The following is a 21,962-nucleotide window of genomic DNA, read 5'->3' as shown; positions in this document are numbered from 1 at the left end:
TATTGTAGCAAACGTATGCGTCTTCACTCAAAAGGGATATGACACCTTATGCTGGCATATTTTCTCACACAATCGGATGAGAAGCGCTCAACTCCCTGAGATGGAAAAATACCATGTTTTGCTTCCCTTAATGCGTCTGTCCTCCAAATTCATCAATACATTGCTGAACGACAGTGATTCCTTGGCTTAGTGCTGCTCCGCCGCCAAAAGCTGCCGCCACGCTGACAACCTCCAGCAAATTCTCTTCTGTCGCCCCTTGATCGAGCGCTCCTTTTGTATGATAAATCATGCAGTATTCATCCTGCGCATGAATACTGATACCGAGGGCAATCATTTGTTTTTCCTTTTGCGTTAATGAATCGCTTTGGAAGCACTGCTCCGTAAATTCATTGAATTTCTTTCCAAACACCGGCATTTTCTTCTGGAATTCACCCATTGCGGTTTTATAATCAGTCAGTGATTGCTGCATGGATCCGCTCATATGCTGTTCATTCATCTTGATTCCATCCCTTCAGGTCATTTGTACGTTTTTATTATGAGCGAGATTTGAAAAAATACACAAAAAACCTCGCTTTGATGAAAGCGAGGTTGCAGATTATTGACAAAGGGCTAAAATGATCTTTATTTTAGCCCTTTGTCTTCTTTTTTCAGCGTGATAGAAAACCTTTGCAGTCTAGGAAGGACGAGTACCGGAGCGGAGCGAATTGAACATTCGTGAGCACCGGCACGCAGACCTGACACCGAATGCGAGGGTTTGTCTACACGTTGAAACCTCGCTTTGATAGAAGCGAGGTTGAAATGTTGTTATTCAGATACAGGTAATACTGCACCGTCATATTTTTTGTCGATGAATTCTTTGATTTTATCAGAGTGAAGAACTTCCATTAATGTCTTGATCTTATCTGATTTTTCGTCACCTTTGCGAACCGCAACGATGTTTGCATATGGGTTGTTCTTTGTTTGCTCAAGTTCGATTGAATCTTTTTTCGGATTCAATTTATTTTGGATCGCATAGTTTACGTTGATAAATACAGCATCGCCTTCACTGTTTTCATAAGCTTTCGCCGTTAATTCTGGTGCGATTTTTTTGAATTTTAGGTTCTTTGGGTTTTCTTTAATGTTCTTTACTGTTGCGTTGATTGTATCAACCTTTGGATCAAGCTTGATGACACCAGCATTTTGCAGCAGGGCAAGCATACGGCCTTGTTCAGCTACGTTGTTTGTCATGATGATTGTGCCGCCGTTTGGAATATCTTTTACTGATTTGTATTTCTTAGAGTAGATACCGAAAGGCTCAAGGTGAACCGCACCAGCACTCACTAGGTTATAATCTTTGTTTGATTTATTTTCTTCGTTTAAGTAAGGGATATGTTGGAAAAAGTTCGCATCCACTTCTTTTTCAGCTAACGCTTTGTTGTACATTTTATAATCGCTAAGCACTTTCACTTTTAAATCGTAGCCTTTTTCTTTTAGAAGTGGTTTTGCTTCTTCAAGAATTTCGGCATGCGGCGTTTTTGAAGCGGCAACCGTAATGGTTTTGCTTTCACTTGCGTTATTAGATGAACCGCATGCAGCTAAAATACCTGCAAATGCTAGAAATAGTGCACTTAAAATCAATTTCTTCATCAATAAATCCTCCCTTAACGTTTATCAATTTTATTTGTAATCAAATCACCGATTATTTGAATAATAAAGACGATGATCAGAATAAACACAGTGGCTACAAGTGTGACATCAGTATTACCGGATTGGTACCCTTCCACATAGGCGAGGTCACCAAGTCCGCCTGCTCCAATTGCACCTGCAATCGCAGTAGAGCCAATTAGAGCAATCGCTGTTACGGTAATACCTGAAATAAGGGCTGGCAATGATTCTGGCAGCAATACTTTGAAAATGATTGTCGACGTTTTTGCTCCCATTGATCGTGCTGCTTCAATGACTCCTTTGTCTACCTCACGCAGTGCAATTTCGACAAGACGTGCATAGAATGGAGCTGACCCTATGACAAGGGCAGGAAGTGCTGCATTTGGGCCTAGAATCGTATGCATTAAGAATTTCGTAAACCCTAGTAATAAAATAATTAAAATGATAAAAGGAATCGATCTGAAAATATTGACGACAGCGCCGATGACAGCATTTATCGGTTTATTTTCCCAAAGACCGCCTTTTCCTGTAAGGAAGAGCAGGAGCCCTAAGATAATCCCGATTGCAAAGGCAAATGCCAATGAAATCAGTGTCATATACACCGTTTCACCTGTTGCACTCCAAATGACGTCTAAATCAACGTTCGGAAACCATTTCTCAAACATGTGTCATCACCTCGATTTCAACCTGTTTGCTTTGGATATAGGCGATGGCTTTTTCTACCTCAGTCTCTTCTCCATTAATGTGGATAAAGAGTGTTCCAAACGCGCCTTCCTGCGTTTGAGAAATCTTCCCTTGAAGGATATTCACATCGACATTGAAGGATCGAATGATTTCAGTGATCAGCGGCTGCTCGGCAGAGTCTCCAATAAAGGACAACCGTACGACCTGACCTTCTTTTACTCGCTCAAGGACATGCTCAATTGTTTCTTTCGCTTCCTCTGGTTCAGCCAGCTGTTTCACAAATCGCTTCGTCATTTCTTCCTTCGGCTGTCTGAAGACGCGTAATACTTCGCCTTCTTCGACAATGCGTCCATTTTCCATGACCGCGACGCGATGACAAATTTTGCGAATGACGTGCATTTCATGTGTAATGAGCACAATCGTGAGCCCTAACCGTTTATTGATATCTGCCAAAAGCTCAAGGATAGAATCGGTCGTTTGCGGATCTAGCGCAGATGTCGCTTCGTCACATAGAAGAACCTTTGGATCATTCGCTAATGCTCTCGCAATGCCGACACGCTGTTTTTGCCCGCCGCTCAGCTGAGACGGATATGCATTTTCTTTCCCTTCTAAACCGACCAATTTAATCAGTTCATTCGCACGCTCTCTTCGTTTCGATGTCGGTACACCTGCGATCTCAAGCGGGAACATAATATTTTGTCTCACCGTTCTTGACCAGAGTAAGTTAAAGTGCTGGAAGATCATGCTGATTTCTTGTCTTGCTTTCCGAAGTTTCGCATTCGATACTTCATTGATCCGGTTGCCTGCCACTTCAACAATTCCATCTGTTGGCAGCTCCAGACCGTTTAATAGGCGAATAAGCGAGCTTTTTCCTGCACCGCTATACCCGATAATTCCGAATATTTCACCTTTATCAATATCCAGGTTGACGTCTTTCACGGCATCAACATTTCCGCTTTTTGAATGGTACGTTTTTGATACATTCTGTAAATGAATCACAGTCTGATCACCTGCTTTCTTGCTGAATCTATAGGTTTCCATCACATACGTTATTTATTCTTCTTTCTGTCATGACTCTAGCCTCTAGCCTGACACCAGGTCAGTAAAAAAGACCTAACTGCAACGCAAGCAGAAAGGCCTTTTATGTCAATTACGCCTTTCTCTCATCTTTCAAAGCGCTGCGGCTTTGAGTGAATTGGCACCAATTTCAGCTATGCTGACGGTTGCCGGGTTTCATAGGGCACGTCCCTCCACCTCTCTTAATAAGAGAAAATATGTTGTTTTATGTGATGTTCATGTTTTTACTAACGTAGAATATCATGCTACCCGAGATATGTCAACGCTGTAAATCGCTAATTTCCAAGTAAACAACTACGTTATCATTTTTCGAAAAAAACCGTTCGTCAGCCAAAGCACTGCCTCTAGTCTAAGGAGCGCACGGAATGACCCTTTGACTTTGACTTGTCCCCTGCTGATTAACTGCTGTAAGGACATATCTCCATCTAATAATTGAAGAATTTCTTTCCTCTCACCATAAAAGATGAGATCCGATAACTCAATTGCAGGTAGTTTCTTCACTTCACCACGTTCATCCACAATCAATGTACAAGAGTCAGTTTCCGCCTCAAATGTAATCTTCAAGGATGATGATGAGAGCAGCGGCTTTAATAATAAACGCTGCCCTGTGTTACCATGGGCTTTCACATTTTCCACATGTATAACCTCCCTGTCATTTGGTTATACATAACATTTCTCTACAAACATCGGCTTGTCCTTTATAAATAACTCGACAAATTTTCAAATGAATTTCTTGAAATATGACAAAAAACCGCTTTATTTAGCGGTTTCAATCATTTCATGAAGATATGGAACTGAGTGAAAGGCATAGCCTTTTTGCACCAATTTACCTTTTTTAAACAGTAGAAAGCAAGGAACACTCTCGATCTCAAATGCTTTCGCAAAGCCTGGTGAGTAGTTTAAATTGTTTTCGTAAAATGGTACATCCGGCTGCATGGCGTCTACGACTGCCAGCATTTTCTTTGCCAGCTGGCATGTTCCGCAAAACGGTGTATATAAGTATAAAAGAAATAAATCGTCCTCTATCTCCTTGAATTCGTGTTCTTCAATCTCTTTCATATACGTCCACCCTCATAAATATTTCGAATGAACATCAATGTTTGCAGCTAATAGGATAGATGCAATGTGGGCTGACGGTGAAGCGGCCACTTCGCGGTACGTTCTATCGACAAAAAGATGAAGTGCTTCAGGGAATTCTTTTCGAAATTGCTTCCGCAGTTTGTCGCCTGCATCGTCACTGTCTGCTAATATGTAAACGTCTTTCCCCAATAAATCGTCCACAAGCTGATCCAGCTTCGATGTACTGATCGTGCCATTGGTGCAAATGATGGTAACAGGTTCACTTATGACTTCTTTTAGCTTTTGTTTGTCTGTTTTACCTTCTACAATGATGACCTTTTCTATCTCGACATTCATCACGATCACCCGGCCCTTTTGACGTTGATTCACTTCTTCCTTAGATTACAATCTTTCATTCAGGTTGTAAAGATTGGGCGCCTCGTCATCAAAAAGACTGCAGCTTCTGTTCACTGCAGTCTCATCTGTGATTAGCACCAGCCATTTTCATCGTCACAGTCTACATATTTTTCTGTCCCGTGGGTTAATGTATCCGTTAGACGATAAAAACGATTTTGATCATAGGAATATCCCGATTTCAGCTCATATTGGTTTTCACTAATCATCGTGCCAATCTCTTCATTTTGATGATAAAGCACCATGCCGCTTTCTTTGAATCGTCCAGTGACATGCTCTGTTATATCCACGTGTTCTTTTTGAAAAGACAAATTGGACACCCCCCATAAAGGTAGAGTGTCCAATTTCTCATGAATTAGTCTTCTTTTGTCATTTCTTCATATTGCTCAGCCGTCATTAAGTTCTCAATTTCAGATGCATCAGCTGGTTCTACAACGATCATCCATGCTTTTTCATATGGAGAGTCGTTGACGAATTCTGGGCTGTCATCCAGCTCATCGTTCACTTCAACGATTGTACCATTGATCGGTGCATAAAGTTCAGAAACGGTTTTTACTGATTCTACACTTCCGAAAGGCTCGTCCGCTGTGATTTTGTCTCCTACTTCAGGAAGCTCAACGAACACGATATCGCCTAGCTCAGATTGAGCAAAATGCGTAATACCGATACGCACCTTATCTCCTTCTACTTTGACCCATTCATGTTCTTCTGAATAACGTAAATCTTTTGGTGTGCTCATTCAATACCCCTCCAGTCTTTTCTTACAATCTATATTGAAGATACCACAATCTGAATGAAAGTTACATCATTTCCAGACGCTTTTAAATGTATCTTCATTAAATCCAACCGTCACTCGTTTTCCGTCTGTTGTAATCGGACGCTTGATCAGCATTCCGTTAGACGCGAGTAATTCTAGCTGCTCGTCCTCTGACATTGCAGGAAGTTGATCTTTCAGCTGCAACTCCCGGTATTTTTGTCCGCTTGTATTAAAGAATTTCTTGAGCTCTAAACCGCTTTTTTCGTAAAGGGCTTTTAATGTTTCTTTATCAGGCGTCTCTTCGACGATATGTATGCTGTTGATGTCTTTATTGTGTGCTTCCAGCCACTTTTTTGCTTTTCGGCATGTACCGCAAGATGGGTATTCGTAAAAATCTAAAGCCACCATTTTCACCTCCTGCAAATTGTGACAACATTTTATCACAAAATATTTTAAAAACCTAAATGTATGCTTACAAAAAGGTGCGGAGTAATATCCGCACCTCAGATTGTTGACAAAGGGCTAAAATGATCTTTAATTTTAGCCCTTTGTCTTCTTTTCAGCGTGATAGAAAACCTTTGCAGTCTAGGAAGGACGAGTACCGGAGCGCAGAACTGACAACGAATGCGAGGGTTTGTCTACACGCTGAAAGGTGCGGAGTGATATCCGCACCTTTTAAGCCATCCTTATACGATATATTTCTCTGCTTCGAAGATTCGTTTCGCCACTTCGCGCTTTTTGGCGATGACATTGATCGGAGTAAACCTTGTCAGTTTGCGAAGGGCTGACAGGCTCATGCGGAGTGAATCTCCTTCCTCCATCGCAATCAAGGATTCTTTTGCATGGGCTTCAATCTTTAAGAAAGCTTCTTGCGTGAAAATTTGTGTGTAAGCAAGCTTTTGAGCATTCTTTTCTTCCCCTGTTGCAGCGATTGCCTTTTCTGTGCGCAAAATCGCTGATTCAGCAGCAAAAATTTCATTGACGATATCGGCTATGTTCACAAGAATTTCTTGCTCTTTGTCTAAGGCTTTCCCGTATTTCATTGCTGCCATACCAGCCACCATTAAGGCGATCTTTTTCGCATGGGCGAGCAAATATTTTTCTTGATCGAGCGGCTGATCGCCTGGCTCTTCCGGCATCATCATCATCAGCTCTTCCTGTAAGGTTTGCGCCTTTTGAAGCAGCGGAAGCTCTCCTTTCATCGCTTTCTTCAAGAATGTACCTGGTACAAGTAAACGGTTGATTTCGTTTGTCCCTTCAAAAATCCGGTTAATTCGTGAGTCACGATAGGCTCTTTCGACCTCGTATTCTTGCATGAATCCATATCCGCCGTGAATCTGCACGCCTTCATCCACAACATAATCTAACGTTTCAGAGCCAAGCACTTTACAGAGAGAACATTCAATCGCATATTCCGCAATGGATTGAGCAATTTGTTTGCCGTCCTTTTGCTCTTCATCACTTAAGAGACCCATCCGCTGTTCAAATAATCCAACCGTGCGGTAAACTGCACTTTCCATCGCATAGAGCTTTGCTGACATATTGGCTGCTTTTTCACCAATTAAGCTGAATTGAGAAATTGGTGTTTTGAACTGCTTACGCTGGTTCGCATATTCTGCCGACAATTGAATGACGCGCTTTGATGCACCGATTGTGCCGACTGCCAGCTTATAGCGTCCGATATTTAAAATGTTAAAGGCAATCACATGACCTCTGCCGGCTTCACCGAGCAAATTCTCCTTCGGTACTTGGGCATCTTCAAGAATTAATGTTCTTGTCGATGATCCTTTAATGCCCATCTTTTTCTCTTCAGGTCCCGTTTTGACACCTGGAAAATCCTTTTCGACGATAAAAGCAGAGAAGTGTTCACCATCAATCTTCGCATACACAACAAAGACATCGGCAAATGCGGAGTTTGTGATCCACTGCTTTTCTCCATTAAGGACATAATGTGTACCTGCTTCATTCAGAACTGCAGTTGTTTTTGCTCCAAGAGCGTCAGAGCCTGATCCTGGCTCAGTGAGTGCGTACGCCGCAATGGTTTCACCAGAGGCGAGTCCAGGCAGATACGTTTCCTTTTGCGTTTGATTTCCGAAGAGCACGATCGGGAGAGAACCAATACCGACATGAGCACCATAGGAAAGTGAGAAGCTTCCTGCTCTAGCGAATTTTTCAGTAATGATCGCTGAACTGATTTTATCTAATCCAAGCCCGCCGAATTCTTCAGGCACATCGGCTCCTAAAAGTCCCAGCTCACCAGCCTTTTTGAGAAGCCTGACCGAATGCTCGAACTCATGGTTTTCAATTTGATCTATATGCGGAACCACATCTTGTAAAATATAATCCTCTGTTGTCTTTCCAATCATTTGATGTTCATCAGAGAAATCCTCCGGTGTAAAAATATGCTCATAATTCGTCTCATCAATTAAAAAGCTTCCACCCTTTTTTACATCTTCCAATGCTTTCATCCTGATTTCCCCCTTTAGATCAATTCAAAAATTCCTGCTGCTCCCATACCCCCGCCGATACACATTGTGACAATGCCAAATTGCTCATTTCGCCGTTTCATTTCATGAATAAGTGACAGCGTTAGTTTCGTTCCTGTACAGCCGAGCGGATGTCCGAGCGCAATTGCCCCGCCATTGACATTCACCTTTTCCTCATCAATCCCTAAATGGCGAATGACTTGAATTGCCTGAGAAGCAAACGCTTCGTTTAATTCAAACAGTCCAATATCCTTCAGCTCAAGTCCAGCGATTTTCAGCGCACGCGGAATGGCTTCAACCGGACCGATCCCCATCACCTCAGGCGGTACACCGCCAACAGCAAATGCTCTGAATTTAGCAAGCGGCTGAAGAGAAAGTGAGGATGCTTTCTCGCGGTCCATCATCATCACACACGCAGCCCCGTCACTTGTTTGAGACGAGTTCCCTGCGGTCACCGTGCCTTTTGTTGAGAAAGCTGGACGCAAAGTAGACAGAATCTCCTCCGTTGTGCCTGCTCTCACACCTTCATCTTGTGAGAACGTGAATTGATGCTCTTCTAATTGATATTGCTCTCCTACCCGTCGTTCTGTTACATCGACGGGCACAATTTCATCTGAGAATTTCCCCTCTTGAAGTGCCCTTGCTGCCTTTTGATGACTCCTCACCGCAAAGGCGTCCTGATCTTGACGTGTGACCTGATACTTTTGCGCCACTTGCTCTGCCGTGTGACCCATGCTCATGTAGTATTCAGGCGCTTGCTCTGCCAAGAGAGCATTCGGACGAATGGAATGCCCCATCATCGGCACCTGCGACATCGATTCGACTCCTCCAGCTAAAATGGTGTCTGCCTGCCCAAGCATAATTCGTTCACCCGCATAAGCGATAGACTGAAGACCAGACGAGCAATAGCGGTTTATGGTGATGGCAGGTACCGTATAAGGCAGCCCCGCTAATGCCCCAATATTCCGCGCCACATTTAATCCCTGCTCTGCTTCTGGCGTTGCACAGCCAATGATCAAATCATCTATTTGACCGTCGTATTCACCGGCACGCTTTAACGTTTCTTTTACACATAATGCGCCCATATCATCAGGACGGACATGTTTTAACGATCCTTTTTTCGCCTTCCCTACTGGTGTTCTTGCGCCAGCGACAATGACTGCTTCTCTCATTTTGACTCCCCCTTAGTTACGTAAAGGTTTTCCTTTGACGAGCATGTGCTGCATACGTGCCTGTGATTTCACTTCTCCCACAAGACTTAAAAAGGCTTCTCTTTCAAGCTCTAATAAGTATTGCTCCTCTACCTCTGTTCCAAATGGCAGTTTCCCGCCGGAAATGACATGAGCTAATTTTTTTACAATGGTCATGTCATGCTCTGAAATGTATCCAGACAGTCTCATATTTTCAGCAGCCAAAATCATCGCTGCATAGCCTGTTTCTCCCATGACCGGCACCTTTTGCTTGAGCGGCGCACGATAACCGGCTTCATCAAGAGAGAGCACCAATTGTTTTGCATCATAGATCAGGTGATCCCCGTTCATACTGATCCGGTCGCTCACGCGGAGCATGTTCATATCCCGCGCTTCCTCAGCTGAAGTTGATACTTTTGCCATCGCAATTGTTTCAAATGTTTTCAGCGTGGCATCCTGTATAGCCGTCTGCGACGGCTTCGCTGACCCTTGCAGGTGACGAAGATATAACTCTTTGTTTCCGCCGCCTCCTGGAATCAGCCCAACTCCCGCTTCCACAAGTCCCATGTAAGTTTCGCTGGACGCCTGAATAGCTGCTGCCGGCAGACAAACCTCTGTTCCGCCTCCTAATGTCATCCCAAACGGTGCGGCTACGACTGGGCGCTCGCTATATTTCACCTTCATCATCGCCTGCTGGAAGCGTCTGATCACAAAGTCAATCTCAAAGAAATTATCGTCCTGTGCTTCCATTAAAATCAGGGCAAGGTTTGCGCCAACACAGAAGTTCTTCCCTTGGTTTCCGATAACAAGCCCTTTATAATTCTTTTCCGTCTCATCAACAGCACGATTGATCATATCAATGACATCTAGTCCAATGGCATTGCTTTTAGAGTGAAATTCGAGCAAGGCGACGTCATCACCAATATCGATCAGGCTCGCACCAGAATTTTTGAAGATAACGTCGTGTTTCTTTTTCAATCTTGCTAAAGAAATATGTTTGTCGTTCCCTTTTTCCTGTTCATATGCGCCATTCTGATAAAAAGCTCGCTCTCCTTCAGCATTCTCTTGATAGAATGTGTCGTGTCCTTTTGACAGCATGTCTTGCACCCACGCTGGGATGCTGTGACCTTCTGCTTCCATGCGCTCGGCGGCTTTTTTGACACCAATTGCATCCCACAGCTCAAATGGGCCATGCTGCCAGCCAAATCCCCATTTCATTGCGTTATCGATGGAAAGAATATCATCCGCAATTTCACCTTTTAGATGAGCTGAATAAAGAAGCACGGGCGCTGTCATATTCCAAAGCAATTGCCCTGCACGGCCATCCTGATAAATAAGCGCTTTCAACTTTGCTTTTGCACCCTTTTGCTGTTTCGCCATCTCAATGCCTGGATCTTTTAGCTTTGTGCGTTCTCCATATGTGAGCGTCACTGGGTCAAGCTCTAAAATGACCTTCCCATTTTTTTGATAAAAACCTTGCCCTGCCTTGCTGCCAATCCATCCTTTTTCGAGCATTCTTTCAATAAACTCAGGCAGCTGAAAAATCTCTTTTTCCTTTCCTTCTACCTGTTCATATACGTTTCGGGCCACATGAGAAAACGTGTCGAGCCCCACGACATCAAGTGTACGGAAGGTCGCACTTTTCGGTCTTCCAATGAGGGGTCCTGTGACAGAATCCACTTCTCCGATGGTGTATTTGTTTTCAAGCATTTCACGCACTGTGACAAGAAGTCCATAAGTGCCAATGCGGTTTGCAATAAAGTTCGGTGTGTCTTTTGCTTCAACCACACCTTTGCCGAGTACATCCTCGCCAAATGTTTTCATAAATGAAAGTACTTCTGGATCTGTTTCTTGAATAGGAATGATTTCTAAGAGCTTTAAATAACGAGCTGGGTTAAAAAAATGTGTGCCTAAAAAGTGGCGTTTAAAATCATCTGATCGGCCTTCTGCCATTTTTTCAACTGAAATACCGGATGTATTGCTTGATACAATGCTTCCTTCTTTGCGGTGTTCGTCGATGAGAGAGAATACGTGTTGTTTGATGCTGAGCTTTTCAGTGACGACTTCAATGATCCAGTCAGCATCGTGTAATAAGGAAAGGTGGTCTGTGAGATTTCCCGGTGTGATGTATGATAGGTTTTTTGCTGAAGTAAGAGGTGCTGGCTTTTGCTTTAACAATTTTTTCATCGCTTCTTGACTTAATCGATTCCGAACACTAGGGTGATCAAGCGTCCGCTTTTTCGCCGTTTCTTCCTTTGTCAGTTCATTTGGCACAATATCTAGCAGTGTAACTGGTATCCCAATATTGGCTAAATGTGCAGCAATGCCTGAGCCCATGACACCTGAACCAATGACAGCCGCCTTGCGAATATGTTTGCCCATAAATATCCCCCTAAACATTTTGAATGAACAGTCATTCATTTTTTGTCCAAAAAAAAGCAATGCCTCTTTCTTTATCTTAAAAGATTTTCCGAAACAGTTCAATAGCAGATTTCAAAAATTTACACATTCTCGTGTGCCTTATTTTGTGGCGTATGAATTAAAGATGAGAGGGAATTGTAAGAATGGAGGTGATGTCCACATGTCTCGTTTGAAGAAAAACCCATCGAAAGCAGGCGTTAGTGCTGCAAGTGTAAAAGGAAACGCAGGTCCATCACAGGAAGCAGACCTAGGCGGGAAAAAAACCAGTCAAAATCAGCAATATAAAAAGAATCAGTAAGGAAACAAATTCGTAAGGAGGAACACAAGTTGAACAATCAGCAAATGAATATGCCCCCAGAAGTCATTTCAGTGAAGGATTCCTTGTACTTAGAGGATATGCTCAACTGGAACTTGATCGCCATGAAAAAGGCTCATTTTATGGCCGAGCATTGCCAGGACCAAACATTGAAACAAGAATTAAATCAAGTTGGGCAAATGCATCATCAGCATTACACACAAATTCTTCAGCATTTAGGCAGTTCAGGGCAAGGCCAGTCTACTGGCTTTATGCAATAGGAGGAAAAAACATGGAACAGCAAAACCAACAAAAAATCGGGAATCCACAAACTCCGGTTCCCACAACAACAAATATGAACGATCGTGATTTCGTCACAGATCTCTTATCGACTGAAAAATATATGACAAACGGATATAACACAGCGCTCAATGAATTCAGTCATGAATCTCTTTATCAGGATATTCAGCGAATTGCACTGGAAACACAGAAAACACAAAGACATTTATATGATGTCATGTTCCGATATGGCTGGTATTCTGTTGAAGCCGCTGATCAGCAAAAGCTCCAGCAGGCACATCAGAAATTCCAGCAAACACTGACAGATCAATCCCCGTACGGATCATCACAAATGTCATAAGAAAAAAACTGCCAGTCTGGAGCTGGCAGTTTTTTAACGGTCTTTATTGGCGCGATGAGCTTCGTTCAACTGTTTGATCCGTTGAATCGTGTTTTTGATTTCTTCTTTTGCTTCTGGATACGTTTCATTGAAATGCTTTGCTAGCGGCGGCATGCTTTTCGCAATATGAGAATAGATCACCCACTGTTTCACATCTTGTTTCAGCTCGTCTGTTGATTCACCGAGCAGCAGCTCTGTATATTTATCAAGCAAGCCTTCCAGCTTTTCATCTAATTCATTTCCCATTGATATTCCGCTCCTTTTTCAGAAAAAAGCCTGACTCTGTGAGATACAGATGTCAGGCTTTTGACATACGATTATCTTGCAGCAAGAAACGTTTCAGCTTGCGCTTGCTGCACAATACAGCGTCCTCTACCGTGCGGAATACATAATGGTGTTCCAAATAAAGGATCTGTTGTCACTTGGCAATTCATATCAAAGACATTTTTCACGAGATCACAATTAATCACTGTTTCTGGTCTGCCTTCTGCATAAATCGACTTGTCTTTAATCGCCACAAGATGATGAGCATACCTGCATGCGAGATTGAGATCATGAAGAACCATCACAATCGTGCGCTGCTCTTTCTCATTTAAATCAAACAGAAGGTCCAAAATTTCGATTTGATGCGTCATGTCTAAATATGTCGTCGGTTCATCTAACAAAATAATATCGGTCTCTTGGGCCAGCGTCATCGCAATCCATGCACGCTGCCTTTGTCCACCTGATAATGAATCAACGGTTCGATCAGCAAGGTCTTCCATCTTTGTTGACTTCAATGCGCGGTTCACTGCTTCTTCATCTTGCTTCGACCACTGCTTCAGCCAATTTTGATAAGGATATCTGCCTTGCTTCACTAACTGATGCACGGTTAATCCTTCTGGCGCTTCTGGTCCTTGTGGAAGAATAGCTAGCTGTTTCGCTACTTCCTTTGTAGGTAATTTTGCAATGGAATGACCTTCAAGCAGGACAGAACCACCCATTGGCTTCATGAGACGGGCCAAAGAGCGAAGTAGCGTGGATTTACCGCATCCATTACTGCCAATAAATACTGTGATTTCACCCTTAGGGATTGATACATTTAGTTCGTCTATGATCATTGTTTCTCCGTAGCCTAAGCTTAAACCTTCAGTAGAAATGGCACTCATTCCGCTCAAACGCTCCTTTTCTCATCCAAATTTTTATATGAAATATCGTCTATGTACAGACGTAAAAGATCACTTATCTCAATTTAGTGTATCAGATTTAAGTGATCTTGAAAATCATTTTCAATTAAAAAATGAGAAAGTCTCGTTTATTTCTTCCTTTGGAATGTACGTTTGGTCCCATCTTCTAGCTTCAGATCGATCTGAATGTGCTGATAGTCATCATCTAAATTAAAAGCAGTTAATAGTTCATTTACATACGCTTCATTGATCTTTGCACTAGGAATCGACATATCATTCAGCTTCATCTTCATCTCGCGCAAGGCTTCTTCCCCTTCATAGCGGACACCATTCATATGATCACGAATGAGTGCTTCCTCTTTGCCTCTTGCCTGACGGTAAGTCGCCTCGTATAATTCGTTTTTCTGTCCATATTGTACATGCAGATGCACATGCTGAAATGGCAGTTCCTTCATTTGAACAGCTGACAGACTTTCTGCTTCTGCTTCATGTGTTTGTTGTAACGGTTCAATTGATTGACAGCCGGACAGCATAAAGAGCAGCACTCCTATACGTCCCGCCTTCTTCCAACACATCATGTGTTTCCTCCTATTTCACAGCATCGCTTTTTATTCTTCTCCAAGCCCCTTTTCGTTATTCAATAAAACATCGCACTATGATAAATTTAAACAAAAAGGAGAACCGGATGATGAAAAGAACAGCCATTGTAACTGGTGCCAATAGCGGCTTTGGCAAGCTCATCACGATGCGTCTCGCCAAGCGGGGCTATACAGTGATTGCCGGCGTCAGACAGGAAACCAATGCAAAAAAGCTCGCTGAAGAAATCGAGCAAGCCTCTTTATCCAGCATGATACATATTGAAGCGTTAGATGTGACCGATACGCAGTCAATTCAAGCATTTCAGAAGAAACTTCATGCCTATACACCCATTACCCTGCTTGTGAACAATGCGGGAACAGCCTTTGCTGGTTTTGCGGAGGAGGTTCCTGTCGACACATACCGCCAGCAATTTGAAGTGAATGTCTTCGGTGTGATGGAAATGACCCAAGCAGTGCTGCCGTTTATGACGAGTGGTGCAAAGATTTTCAATATGAGCAGCATCAGCGGATTAATGGGGATGCCTGCACTTTCTCCATATGTATCGTCTAAGTTTGCGTTGGAAGGCTATACAGAAAGCTTGCGGATTGAACTGGCTTCGTTCGGTATACAGGCGGCCTTGATCGAGCCAGGCTCTTTCCAGACGAATATTTGGAACACTTCCATGAACGAGCAAATGATTCAGCCAGCAGAAGGATCGAAATACACAAAACTCTATCAAAAGATGATGGCCCATATTGATGCCCAGAAATCCAACTATGGAGATCCTCGTGAAGTGGCGGAGCTTGTTGTACGATTAGCAGAAAAGAAGCGGCTGAAACGGCTGAGATATCTTGTTGGAAAAGGCGTACGACTTTCATTCACAGCAAAGCAGCTTCTTCCTTGGAACATGTGGGAACACATCATACTACGTACACTCTCTTCAAAAAAATAAGCACAAAAAAACAGGTGGATATGTTGACATCCACCTGTTTTTTTATTTATTCGCTATCTGACTGTCCAAGGGTAATATCTAGATTTTTGTTCTTTCCTTCACGGATGACAGTCATTGTGGTTTTATCGCCGACTTTTGTTTCTTTGTAAAGAATTTCTTTCAGCTGAGAGCTGTTCACTACGTCTTTCCCTTTGAACTTGATGATGACATCTCCAGATTTCAAGCCTGCTTTTTGTGCAGGTGAACCTTTTGAAACATCTTTTACGTAAATACCTTTGCCGATTTGTTTATCAAATAAGCCGAGCGTATTTTCCTGATACGTCTCAGGCACTTGCTCAAGGTCAATCATTTGTACGCCAAGGTATGGACGTTCAACTTTTCCATTTTTCAACAGCTCATCTACAATCGGTTTGACATCGTTACTTGGGATCGCAAATCCGAGTGATTCCACACCGCTTTCGCTGATTTTCAAGCTGTTGATGCCAATGACTTGACCATCAGTATTAATAAGCGGCCCCCCGCTGTTTCCTGGGTTAATCGCTGCATCTGTTTGCAGCACATTCATCTCCACCGTACCAGATGACGTATTTGCTTCTACGGTACGATCAAGACCACTAATGATTCCTTCTGTCACAGTACCTGAGAACTGTGCACCGAGCGGATTCCCAATGGCAATGACTTTATCTCCAGCACGAAGCTTAGAAGAATCACCAAAGCTCGCCACTTTATCAATGCCGTCTGCGTTCATTTCAACAACGGCTAAATCTGTCATGACATCACTGCCGACAAGCTTTGCGTCTTTTGTTTTTCCATCATAAAGGGTGACCTTGATTTTATTGGCACCTTCGACAACATGGTTATTTGTAATAATGTACGCTTTTTTGCCATCTTTTTTGAAGATGACACCAGAGCCTGTTCCAGCTTCAGCTTCTGTTTGATCACCGCTTAAGCCAAACGAATTTTGTGTAGATTGATAGTTTGAGACCCCAACAATAGTGGGCTCTAAATCTTCTACCATATCAGCAACATTTGTGGCATTGGTGATTTGTTTTGTCGAGAAATTATCTGAGGCTGCCGGCTCGCTTGATGCTGTCTGCGTTTGCGTGTTGGCAGCTGTATCCTGTGACTGCGGCAAAAGCGGTGTAATGCCAAGTACAAGACCCCCGCCAATAATTCCTCCAAGAATCGGGCTCAGCCATGCCGCTTTGCGCTTTTTCTCTTTTTTCGACGCACGGTCATCCACCATTTGAGGAGAATGATTTGTCACACTCTCCTGAGTGGCAGATGCTTCGTTTTCATGCTGGTGAAAAACAAGTTCCTTCTCTTTTTCTGGTGCGTCTATTTGTTTCTCATTCTCTTGATCGGTATCTTTTTGCTGATTCATTTCATTGTCTTGATTCGCATTTTCATGATGAATCATCTTATTCTCTTCATCTTCTCTTCGGAAATCCATCGCTTGCACTCCTTTACATCATGTTTCATTCATATGTCTAGATAGGACTCAAGTCCTCTTAATGGAAAGATCATTGAAAATTACTTTATGGCAATATGTCAAATTATATAATACTTATTCATAGAAAAAAAGCAAGGTGCGCACATTGATGAAAAGCACCTATTCATCCGCCTTTTGTCTATGCCCTTTTTTCCCTTGACCTTATCATAATCAAACATTATGGGATAATGATGAGAAGAATATGTGAAATTGTGAAAAAAGCGTGTGATTGTTGACATGCCGCCTTCGTATCCCGTTATAATGACGTTGAGAGGATGTGGAAGACTTTGTCGTACACCATTTATTTAGTTGAAGATGAACAAAACTTAAATGAACTGTTAACCAAATATTTAGAGAGTGAAGATTGGAATGTCTCCTCTTTTTTAACTGGAGAAGCGGCACGCGAGGCAATGAACAAGCCGCCGCATCTATGGATTTTAGATATCATGCTGCCTGATACAGACGGCTACACCCTCATTAAAGAAATCAAAGCCGCATCACCTGACGTACCGGTCATTTTTATTTCAGCACGTGATGCAGATATCGACCGTGTCCTCGGTTTAGAGCTGGGAAGCAGTGATTATATTGCGAAGCCATTTCTTCCGCGTGAGCTGATCATTCGGGTACAAAAGCTGCTGGAGCTTGTGTATAAAAACAGCGATACCCCGCAGCCGCAAAGCGTCACACCAGTGTCTTCTTATGTCATTCATGAGGATGTAAGAGAGGTCTATGAAGAGGGTCAGCTCATTAACTTAACTTCTAAGGAATTTGACTTACTGCTTTTATTTACACATCACCAGGGACATGCTTTTTCTCGTGAAGATATCCTCGTCAAGATTTGGGGACACGATTACTTCGGGACTGATCGTGTGGTTGATGACCTTGTCAGACGGCTGCGTAAAAAAATGCCCGACTTAAAGGTCGAGACCATCTATGGATTTGGCTATAGGATGCTTAAAGGATGAAGAACAAACCGCTCGCTTTTCAAATTTGGGCTGTGATCTCTGGCATTTTGCTCACCATTTCAATTGTCCTGATTATTCTATTTTCCAATACATTACGTGACTTCTTCACAAATGAAATTTATAAAAATATCGAAAATGAACAGCAAGTGCTGACAGAATATCCATTGAACCGAGACGGCTCGCCAAAATCGACACCGGAAAACCGCTCCGTGCAGCACATTTTGATCCCGTCAGATGAATTAGATCAAATGGCGCAGTTTTTCCCGCATGCCTTTATTGAGAAAATCCAATCGTTTGTGAGAAAACAAAAAAGCGCAACAAAACGGTATTCTGAAGAGGTGAACGGCCAGCATATCTTTTTTGTCATCAAAAAGGTATCATCAGGCAATACACAATATATTCTTCTGTCCTATGCACCAGATTCTTATCGAGACGACCTGTCCTTTACGCTGTTTAAACAGCTGATCTTCATCTTAGGCACCGTTATTTTACTAAGCTGGATTCCATCGATTTGGCTTGCCCGCTATTTATCCCGACCAATCGTTGCGTTTGAAAAGCACGTCAAACGGATTGCACAAGAGGACTGGGACGATCCTGTCATCGTTGACCGTCAAGATGAAATCGGCAAGCTCGGTCATACCATTGAAGAAATGAGACAAAAACTCATCCAGAAAGATGAAACGGAACGGACACTTTTGCAGAATATTTCACATGATTTAAAAACACCTGTCATGGTCATCCGCGGCTATACGCAGTCCATTAAAGATGGTATTTTTCCTAAGGGAGATCTTGAACAAACGGTGGAAGTCATTGAAGGTGAAGCGGAAAAGCTTGAGAAGAAAATCAAGGATCTGCTGTACTTAACAAAGCTTGATTATTTATCTAAACAACATCCCGCACATTCTTCCTTCCTAATCAGTAATACGATGCTGGAAGTGGTCGACCGAATACGCTGGTCGAAAAATGAATTGCAGTGGAACGTGGACTTAGATGATGAGGCTGCTCTTGAAGGCGATCCAGAACAATGGAGCAAATTATTTGAGAATGTACTAGAAAATCAACTTCGCTACGCAAAAAGTAAGATTGATATTCAGATGAAACAGGAAGAGGATCAAATCCGCATTGTCATTCGTAATGACGGTCCTCCAATTGAAGAACATATGCTATCCAACCTATACGAGCCTTTTAGTAAGGGAAAAAAGGGCGAATTCGGTATTGGATTAAGCATTGTCAAAAGAATCCTTTCAATGCATCAAGCGTCCATATTTATTGAAAATGATGATCTAGGCGTACGTTATACAATCATAGTTCCAAAGAAGAGACTGTAGGTTTTTGACCGCAGTCTTTTTTAGATGAATGAATACCCATTGAAATCACGGTATGTGGCTTTGATCTTTTTGCCAGCTTGATACATCCATTTCTTTTCAATGGTTGTCTCTTTCGGCATTTTGACTTTTTCTACTTGAATCCCTTTTGTTCGCAAGCGTCTAATCATATCATCGATTTCTCTCATGGAACATCATCCTTTCACATATTTTGACCAGTTGGTCACCTTACTTTATAATATAAAGAATTACACTGTAAAAAACAAGTTACAATCTGATTAATTTTTGAAAACTTTCGTCGTTTATGACCGATAAGTCACATCTCTTTGCGCACGTTTCCTAAGACATTTGTCTCTCGGTAAGAAAGGATGACATTCATTTTGAAAAAGAAAGAAAAAATGATCATTGAGGCTGGCATGAAATTATTTGCCAGCAAAGGCTATAACACAACGTCTGTTCAGGAAATTGCAGATGAATGCCACATGTCAAAGGGTGCTTTTTATCTTTATTTTAAATCAAAGGAAGCACTGCTCATTTCGATCCTTCATTACTATTACGATAAGGTATTTACCCGGATTCATGAGGTTCAAACAGAGGGCGGCACACCAAAAGAAGCCTACCGCAAACAGCTCACTGTCTATTACGATAATATTTTGCAGCAAAAGGATTTTATTAAAATGCAGCTGAGCGACAGGGCGCTTCCATTGAATGAAGAAACGCAGCAGCTCGCAAAACAAATTAGGCTTGCAACCGTCCAGCTTCACATCGATAACATTAAACAAGTGTATGGAGACGCTGCTATTCCTTATATGGCTGATTTATGTTTGACGATTGAGGGCATGAGCCACGTTTATTTCGAGCTTGCAATTTTATATGACTTTCAGCTGGAAGCAGAAGAGCTTGCCACAACCATGATCCATCGTATCGATGATTTGATGGGCGGTATGATGAAGCGAAATGATCTTCCTCTCATTTCTGTAGATCAAGCGAGCGATTGGTTTGGTCCGATTTATGAACGGTCCTTCGATCCGCTCACAGAATCTCTTTTAAAGGAATTAAGAGAGAGTGCTGAAGCACACTATGAAGTGAAAAACGAGCCTGAGTTATTTGAAGCGCTTGGCATCCTAGAAAATGAATTAAACAAACAAAAACCAAGACAAGTCATTGTGAAAGGCATGCTGTACCAATTGAAATTATACGCACCGCTTCAAACCAACTCTGAGTCACTTTTGCGCATTTTGAAAGAGGATCATTTGTAAACACATCACTTTCAATGAAAAAAACCAGGGGCAGCTGCCCCTGGTTTCTTATTTTGCTTTCGGTGTCACCATTTCCTCTGGTTTCACAAATTGCTCGAACTGCTCTTCTGTTAACAGCTCTAATTGAAGTGCTGCTTCTTTTAGTGTTAATCCTTCTTTGTGCGCAAGCTTTGCAATTTTTGCTGCATTTTCATATCCGATGTGCGGGTTAAGTGCCGTCACAAGCATCAATGAATTGTTCAAGTTTTTCTCAATCGTTTCAAGGTTTGGTTCGATTCCAACTGCACACTTGTCATGGAATGAGTTCATGCCGTCAGCAAGTAGTTCAACTGATTGCAAGAAGTTATAAATAATCACTGGCTTAAATACGTTCAGCTCAAAGTTTCCTTGGCTTGCCGCAAAACCGATTGTGGCATCATTCCCCATGATTTGCGCTGCAATCATGGTTAAAGCTTCACTTTGGGTTGGGTTGACTTTTCCTGGCATAATTGAGCTTCCCGGCTCATTTTCAGGAATGATCAATTCGCCAATTCCGCAGCGAGGACCACTTGCAAGCCATCTTACATCATTGGCAATTTTCATTAAATCAGCTGCAAGTGCTTTTAAGGCACCGTGTGCATACGTAATTTCATCATGGCTTGTCAGCGCATGGAATTTGTTTGGTGAAGAATTGAATGTTTGACCTGTCAGCTGGCTGATTTCCTCAGCAACATATTGACCGAACTCAGGATGTGCGTTAATTCCTGTACCAACAGCAGTTCCGCCAATTGCTAATTCTCTCATTTTTTCAGTTGATTCTAGAATCATTTCTTTTGAACGATCCAGCATGTATACCCAGCCGCTAATCTCTTGACCAACTGTCAGCGGTGTTGCATCCTGCAAGTGCGTACGGCCGATTTTCACAATCTCTTGATACGCTTTTGCTTTCTCATCAAGAGTTGTTCTTAACTGGTCAATAGCAGGCAGCAATTTTTTGTACACAGCTAAAACAGCTGCCACGTGCATAGCAGTTGGGAATGTATCATTTGAGCTTTGGCTGCGGTTAACGTCATCATTCGGGTGAATGCTGAACTCGCTATTTTTATCTTTCAAGTAAGCAGTTGCTCTGTTTGCAACGACTTCGTTCATGTTCATGTTACTTTGTGTTCCACTGCCTGTCTGCCAAACAACAAGCGGGAAATGCTCGTCATACTTTCCGCTGATGATGTCATCACATACAGCAGCAATTGCTTCTGCTTTTTCGCTTTCAAGGTTGCCAAGACGTTCGTTGGCAATCGCTGTGCTACGTTTCAAAATTGCAAACGCATTCACAACTTCCTTTGGCATTTTCTCAGAACCGATTTTGAAATTTTCTTTGCTTCGTTGTGTTTGTGCACCCCAGAACTTGTCCTTCGGCACTTTGATTTCGCCCATTGTATCTTTTTCGATTCTAAATTCCGTCATTATGTATCCCTCCATAGCTTCTCATCACTCAACTCTATTCTATACAAAAAACAAAAATCCTTTAAGCGTTTTCAA

26 protein-coding genes and 1 riboswitch are annotated in these 21,962 nt (G+C 42.4%); of the genes, 7 read left to right on the top strand and 19 right to left on the bottom strand.

The window, feature by feature from the left end:
- Positions 1–127: 127 nt before the first annotated feature.
- From NSS92_RS18090 to NSS92_RS18030, 13 genes are all read right to left on the bottom strand, one after another.
- Positions 128–496, bottom strand: coding sequence for a carboxymuconolactone decarboxylase family protein (locus tag NSS92_RS18090; protein ID WP_003212803.1), 369 nt, complete (start codon positions 494–496; stop codon positions 128–130).
- Positions 497–804: 308 nt separating this feature from the next.
- Entirely contained in the window at positions 805–1,626 is an 822-nt protein-coding gene (gene metQ / locus NSS92_RS18085) for a methionine ABC transporter substrate-binding lipoprotein MetQ (protein WP_024426003.1), read from the bottom strand.
- Positions 1,627–1,640: 14 nt separating this feature from the next.
- Entirely contained in the window at positions 1,641–2,309 is a 669-nt protein-coding gene (locus NSS92_RS18080) for a methionine ABC transporter permease (RefSeq protein WP_024423401.1), read from the bottom strand.
- Positions 2,302–3,327, bottom strand: coding sequence for a methionine ABC transporter ATP-binding protein (locus NSS92_RS18075; RefSeq protein ID WP_267586604.1), 1,026 nt, complete (start codon positions 3,325–3,327; stop codon positions 2,302–2,304). Before NSS92_RS18075 ends, NSS92_RS18080 begins: the two co-directional genes overlap by 8 nt.
- A gap of 161 nt (positions 3,328–3,488) precedes the next feature.
- A riboswitch (SAM riboswitch) is annotated at positions 3,489–3,597 on the bottom strand.
- A gap of 102 nt (positions 3,598–3,699) precedes the next feature.
- Entirely contained in the window at positions 3,700–4,041 is a 342-nt protein-coding gene (locus NSS92_RS18070) for an SCP2 sterol-binding domain-containing protein (protein WP_024423403.1), read from the bottom strand.
- 120 nt (positions 4,042–4,161) lie between these two features.
- Positions 4,162–4,464 carry a thioredoxin family protein gene (locus tag NSS92_RS18065; RefSeq protein ID WP_142945144.1) on the bottom strand — a complete coding sequence of 101 codons (303 nt, stop codon included), beginning with the start codon at positions 4,462–4,464 and terminating at the stop codon, positions 4,162–4,164.
- A gap of 12 nt (positions 4,465–4,476) precedes the next feature.
- The gene (locus tag NSS92_RS18060; protein WP_034281437.1) at positions 4,477–4,821 is read right to left on the bottom strand and encodes a toprim domain-containing protein; all 345 of its coding nucleotides are present in this window, start codon (positions 4,819–4,821) and stop codon (positions 4,477–4,479) included.
- Positions 4,822–4,952: 131 nt separating this feature from the next.
- A complete protein-coding gene (locus NSS92_RS18055; RefSeq protein WP_048237389.1) occupies positions 4,953–5,189 on the bottom strand; it encodes a YusG family protein in 237 nt (78 codons plus the stop codon).
- Between the two features lie 44 nt (positions 5,190–5,233).
- Entirely contained in the window at positions 5,234–5,617 is a 384-nt protein-coding gene (gene gcvH / locus NSS92_RS18050) for a glycine cleavage system protein GcvH (RefSeq protein WP_008347039.1), read from the bottom strand.
- Positions 5,618–5,683: 66 nt separating this feature from the next.
- Positions 5,684–6,040 (bottom strand): arsenate reductase family protein, encoded by a 357-nt coding sequence (locus tag NSS92_RS18045; RefSeq protein ID WP_024423406.1) that lies wholly within the window; start codon positions 6,038–6,040, stop codon positions 5,684–5,686.
- Between the two features lie 281 nt (positions 6,041–6,321).
- Positions 6,322–8,103 (bottom strand): acyl-CoA dehydrogenase family protein, encoded by a 1,782-nt coding sequence (locus tag NSS92_RS18040; RefSeq protein ID WP_340869748.1) that lies wholly within the window; start codon positions 8,101–8,103, stop codon positions 6,322–6,324.
- A 14-nt stretch (positions 8,104–8,117) separates the two neighbouring features.
- Entirely contained in the window at positions 8,118–9,293 is a 1,176-nt protein-coding gene (locus NSS92_RS18035; RefSeq protein ID WP_034280848.1) for an acetyl-CoA C-acetyltransferase, read from the bottom strand.
- A 12-nt stretch (positions 9,294–9,305) separates the two neighbouring features.
- Positions 9,306–11,693 (bottom strand): 3-hydroxyacyl-CoA dehydrogenase NAD-binding domain-containing protein, encoded by a 2,388-nt coding sequence (locus NSS92_RS18030; RefSeq protein WP_340869745.1) that lies wholly within the window; start codon positions 11,691–11,693, stop codon positions 9,306–9,308.
- Positions 11,694–11,892: 199 nt separating this feature from the next.
- Between NSS92_RS18030 and NSS92_RS18025 the strand changes: the two genes are divergently transcribed.
- From NSS92_RS18025 to NSS92_RS18015, 3 genes are read left to right on the top strand one after another with little or no spacing between them, the layout of a single operon-like run.
- Entirely contained in the window at positions 11,893–12,030 is a 138-nt protein-coding gene (locus NSS92_RS18025; RefSeq protein WP_003212904.1) for a YuzL family protein, read from the top strand.
- 44 nt (positions 12,031–12,074) lie between these two features.
- Entirely contained in the window at positions 12,075–12,308 is a 234-nt protein-coding gene (locus NSS92_RS18020; RefSeq protein WP_224426662.1) for a hypothetical protein, read from the top strand.
- 11 nt (positions 12,309–12,319) lie between these two features.
- Positions 12,320–12,667, top strand: coding sequence for a spore coat protein (locus NSS92_RS18015; RefSeq protein ID WP_041088340.1), 348 nt, complete (start codon positions 12,320–12,322; stop codon positions 12,665–12,667).
- A 33-nt stretch (positions 12,668–12,700) separates the two neighbouring features.
- Here the strand turns inward: NSS92_RS18015 and NSS92_RS18010 are convergent, their stop codons facing one another.
- From NSS92_RS18010 to NSS92_RS18000, 3 genes are all read right to left on the bottom strand, one after another.
- Complete coding sequence (locus NSS92_RS18010) at positions 12,701–12,952, bottom strand: YusU family protein (RefSeq protein ID WP_267586607.1); 252 nt, start codon at positions 12,950–12,952, stop codon at positions 12,701–12,703.
- A gap of 71 nt (positions 12,953–13,023) precedes the next feature.
- Complete coding sequence (locus NSS92_RS18005; protein WP_008347057.1) at positions 13,024–13,854, bottom strand: ABC transporter ATP-binding protein; 831 nt, start codon at positions 13,852–13,854, stop codon at positions 13,024–13,026.
- 146 nt (positions 13,855–14,000) lie between these two features.
- Positions 14,001–14,447, bottom strand: coding sequence for a YusW family protein (locus NSS92_RS18000; protein WP_340870079.1), 447 nt, complete (start codon positions 14,445–14,447; stop codon positions 14,001–14,003).
- Between the two features lie 113 nt (positions 14,448–14,560).
- On the opposite strand from NSS92_RS18000, the gene NSS92_RS17995 reads away from it, so the two are divergent.
- Complete coding sequence (locus tag NSS92_RS17995) at positions 14,561–15,403, top strand: oxidoreductase (RefSeq protein WP_340870077.1); 843 nt, start codon at positions 14,561–14,563, stop codon at positions 15,401–15,403.
- 46 nt (positions 15,404–15,449) lie between these two features.
- On the opposite strand, the gene NSS92_RS17990 is transcribed toward NSS92_RS17995, so the two are convergent.
- Positions 15,450–16,856 (bottom strand): S1C family serine protease, encoded by a 1,407-nt coding sequence (locus NSS92_RS17990; RefSeq protein WP_340869740.1) that lies wholly within the window; start codon positions 16,854–16,856, stop codon positions 15,450–15,452.
- 326 nt (positions 16,857–17,182) lie between these two features.
- Between NSS92_RS17990 and NSS92_RS17985 the strand changes: the two genes are divergently transcribed.
- Positions 17,183–17,860, top strand: coding sequence for a response regulator transcription factor (locus NSS92_RS17985; RefSeq protein ID WP_267586610.1), 678 nt, complete (start codon positions 17,183–17,185; stop codon positions 17,858–17,860).
- Entirely contained in the window at positions 17,857–19,188 is a 1,332-nt protein-coding gene (locus tag NSS92_RS17980; RefSeq protein WP_340869737.1) for a HAMP domain-containing sensor histidine kinase, read from the top strand. Before NSS92_RS17985 ends, NSS92_RS17980 begins: the two co-directional genes overlap by 4 nt.
- A 20-nt stretch (positions 19,189–19,208) precedes the next feature.
- Here the strand turns inward: NSS92_RS17980 and spxO are convergent, their stop codons facing one another.
- Entirely contained in the window at positions 19,209–19,373 is a 165-nt protein-coding gene (spxO, locus tag NSS92_RS17975) for an anti-adapter protein SpxO (RefSeq protein WP_003212782.1), read from the bottom strand.
- A gap of 192 nt (positions 19,374–19,565) precedes the next feature.
- Between spxO and NSS92_RS17970 the strand changes: the two genes are divergently transcribed.
- Positions 19,566–20,444 carry a TetR/AcrR family transcriptional regulator gene (locus NSS92_RS17970; RefSeq protein ID WP_267586612.1) on the top strand — a complete coding sequence of 293 codons (879 nt, stop codon included), beginning with the start codon at positions 19,566–19,568 and terminating at the stop codon, positions 20,442–20,444.
- A gap of 48 nt (positions 20,445–20,492) precedes the next feature.
- Here the strand turns inward: NSS92_RS17970 and fumC are convergent, their stop codons facing one another.
- Positions 20,493–21,887 (bottom strand): class II fumarate hydratase, encoded by a 1,395-nt coding sequence (gene fumC, locus NSS92_RS17965; RefSeq protein ID WP_024423418.1) that lies wholly within the window; start codon positions 21,885–21,887, stop codon positions 20,493–20,495.
- Positions 21,888–21,962 lie beyond the last annotated feature (75 nt).

The sequence above is a fragment of the Bacillus sp. FSL M8-0166 genome (assembly GCF_038008825.1).
Classification (GTDB): Bacteria; Bacillota; Bacilli; order Bacillales; family Bacillaceae; genus Bacillus; species Bacillus safensis.
This window is presented reverse-complemented; position numbering and strand designations above follow the sequence as displayed.

Bases quoted from the DNA above. Each gene is read 5' to 3' on its own strand.
- spxO (WP_003212782.1), bottom strand. From the start codon at position 19,373: ATGAGAGAAATCGATGATATGATTAGACGCTTGCGAACAAAAGGGATT.
- NSS92_RS18015 (WP_041088340.1), top strand. From the start codon at position 12,320: ATGGAACAGCAAAACCAACAAAAAATCGGGAATCCACAAACTCCGGTT.
- NSS92_RS18090 (WP_003212803.1), bottom strand. From the start codon at position 496: ATGAATGAACAGCATATGAGCGGATCCATGCAGCAATCACTGACTGAT.
- NSS92_RS18010 (WP_267586607.1), bottom strand. From the start codon at position 12,952: ATGGGAAATGAATTAGATGAAAAGCTGGAAGGCTTGCTTGATAAATAT.
- NSS92_RS18040 (WP_340869748.1), bottom strand. From the start codon at position 8,103: ATGAAAGCATTGGAAGATGTAAAAAAGGGTGGAAGCTTTTTAATTGAT.
- NSS92_RS18000 (WP_340870079.1), bottom strand. From the start codon at position 14,447: ATGTGTTGGAAGAAGGCGGGACGTATAGGAGTGCTGCTCTTTATGCTG.
- NSS92_RS18065 (WP_142945144.1), bottom strand. From the start codon at position 4,464: ATGAAAGAGATTGAAGAACACGAATTCAAGGAGATAGAGGACGATTTA.
- NSS92_RS18020 (WP_224426662.1), top strand. From the start codon at position 12,075: ATGAATATGCCCCCAGAAGTCATTTCAGTGAAGGATTCCTTGTACTTA.
- NSS92_RS17980 (WP_340869737.1), top strand. From the start codon at position 17,857: ATGAAGAACAAACCGCTCGCTTTTCAAATTTGGGCTGTGATCTCTGGC.
- NSS92_RS18005 (WP_008347057.1), bottom strand. From the start codon at position 13,854: ATGAGTGCCATTTCTACTGAAGGTTTAAGCTTAGGCTACGGAGAAACA.
- NSS92_RS18060 (WP_034281437.1), bottom strand. From the start codon at position 4,821: ATGAATGTCGAGATAGAAAAGGTCATCATTGTAGAAGGTAAAACAGAC.
- metQ (WP_024426003.1), bottom strand. From the start codon at position 1,626: ATGAAGAAATTGATTTTAAGTGCACTATTTCTAGCATTTGCAGGTATT.
- gcvH (WP_008347039.1), bottom strand. From the start codon at position 5,617: ATGAGCACACCAAAAGATTTACGTTATTCAGAAGAACATGAATGGGTC.
- fumC (WP_024423418.1), bottom strand. From the start codon at position 21,887: ATGACGGAATTTAGAATCGAAAAAGATACAATGGGCGAAATCAAAGTG.
- NSS92_RS17995 (WP_340870077.1), top strand. From the start codon at position 14,561: ATGAAAAGAACAGCCATTGTAACTGGTGCCAATAGCGGCTTTGGCAAG.
- NSS92_RS18035 (WP_034280848.1), bottom strand. From the start codon at position 9,293: ATGAGAGAAGCAGTCATTGTCGCTGGCGCAAGAACACCAGTAGGGAAG.
- NSS92_RS18025 (WP_003212904.1), top strand. From the start codon at position 11,893: ATGTCTCGTTTGAAGAAAAACCCATCGAAAGCAGGCGTTAGTGCTGCA.
- NSS92_RS18030 (WP_340869745.1), bottom strand. From the start codon at position 11,693: ATGGGCAAACATATTCGCAAGGCGGCTGTCATTGGTTCAGGTGTCATG.
- NSS92_RS18080 (WP_024423401.1), bottom strand. From the start codon at position 2,309: ATGTTTGAGAAATGGTTTCCGAACGTTGATTTAGACGTCATTTGGAGT.
- NSS92_RS17990 (WP_340869740.1), bottom strand. From the start codon at position 16,856: ATGGATTTCCGAAGAGAAGATGAAGAGAATAAGATGATTCATCATGAA.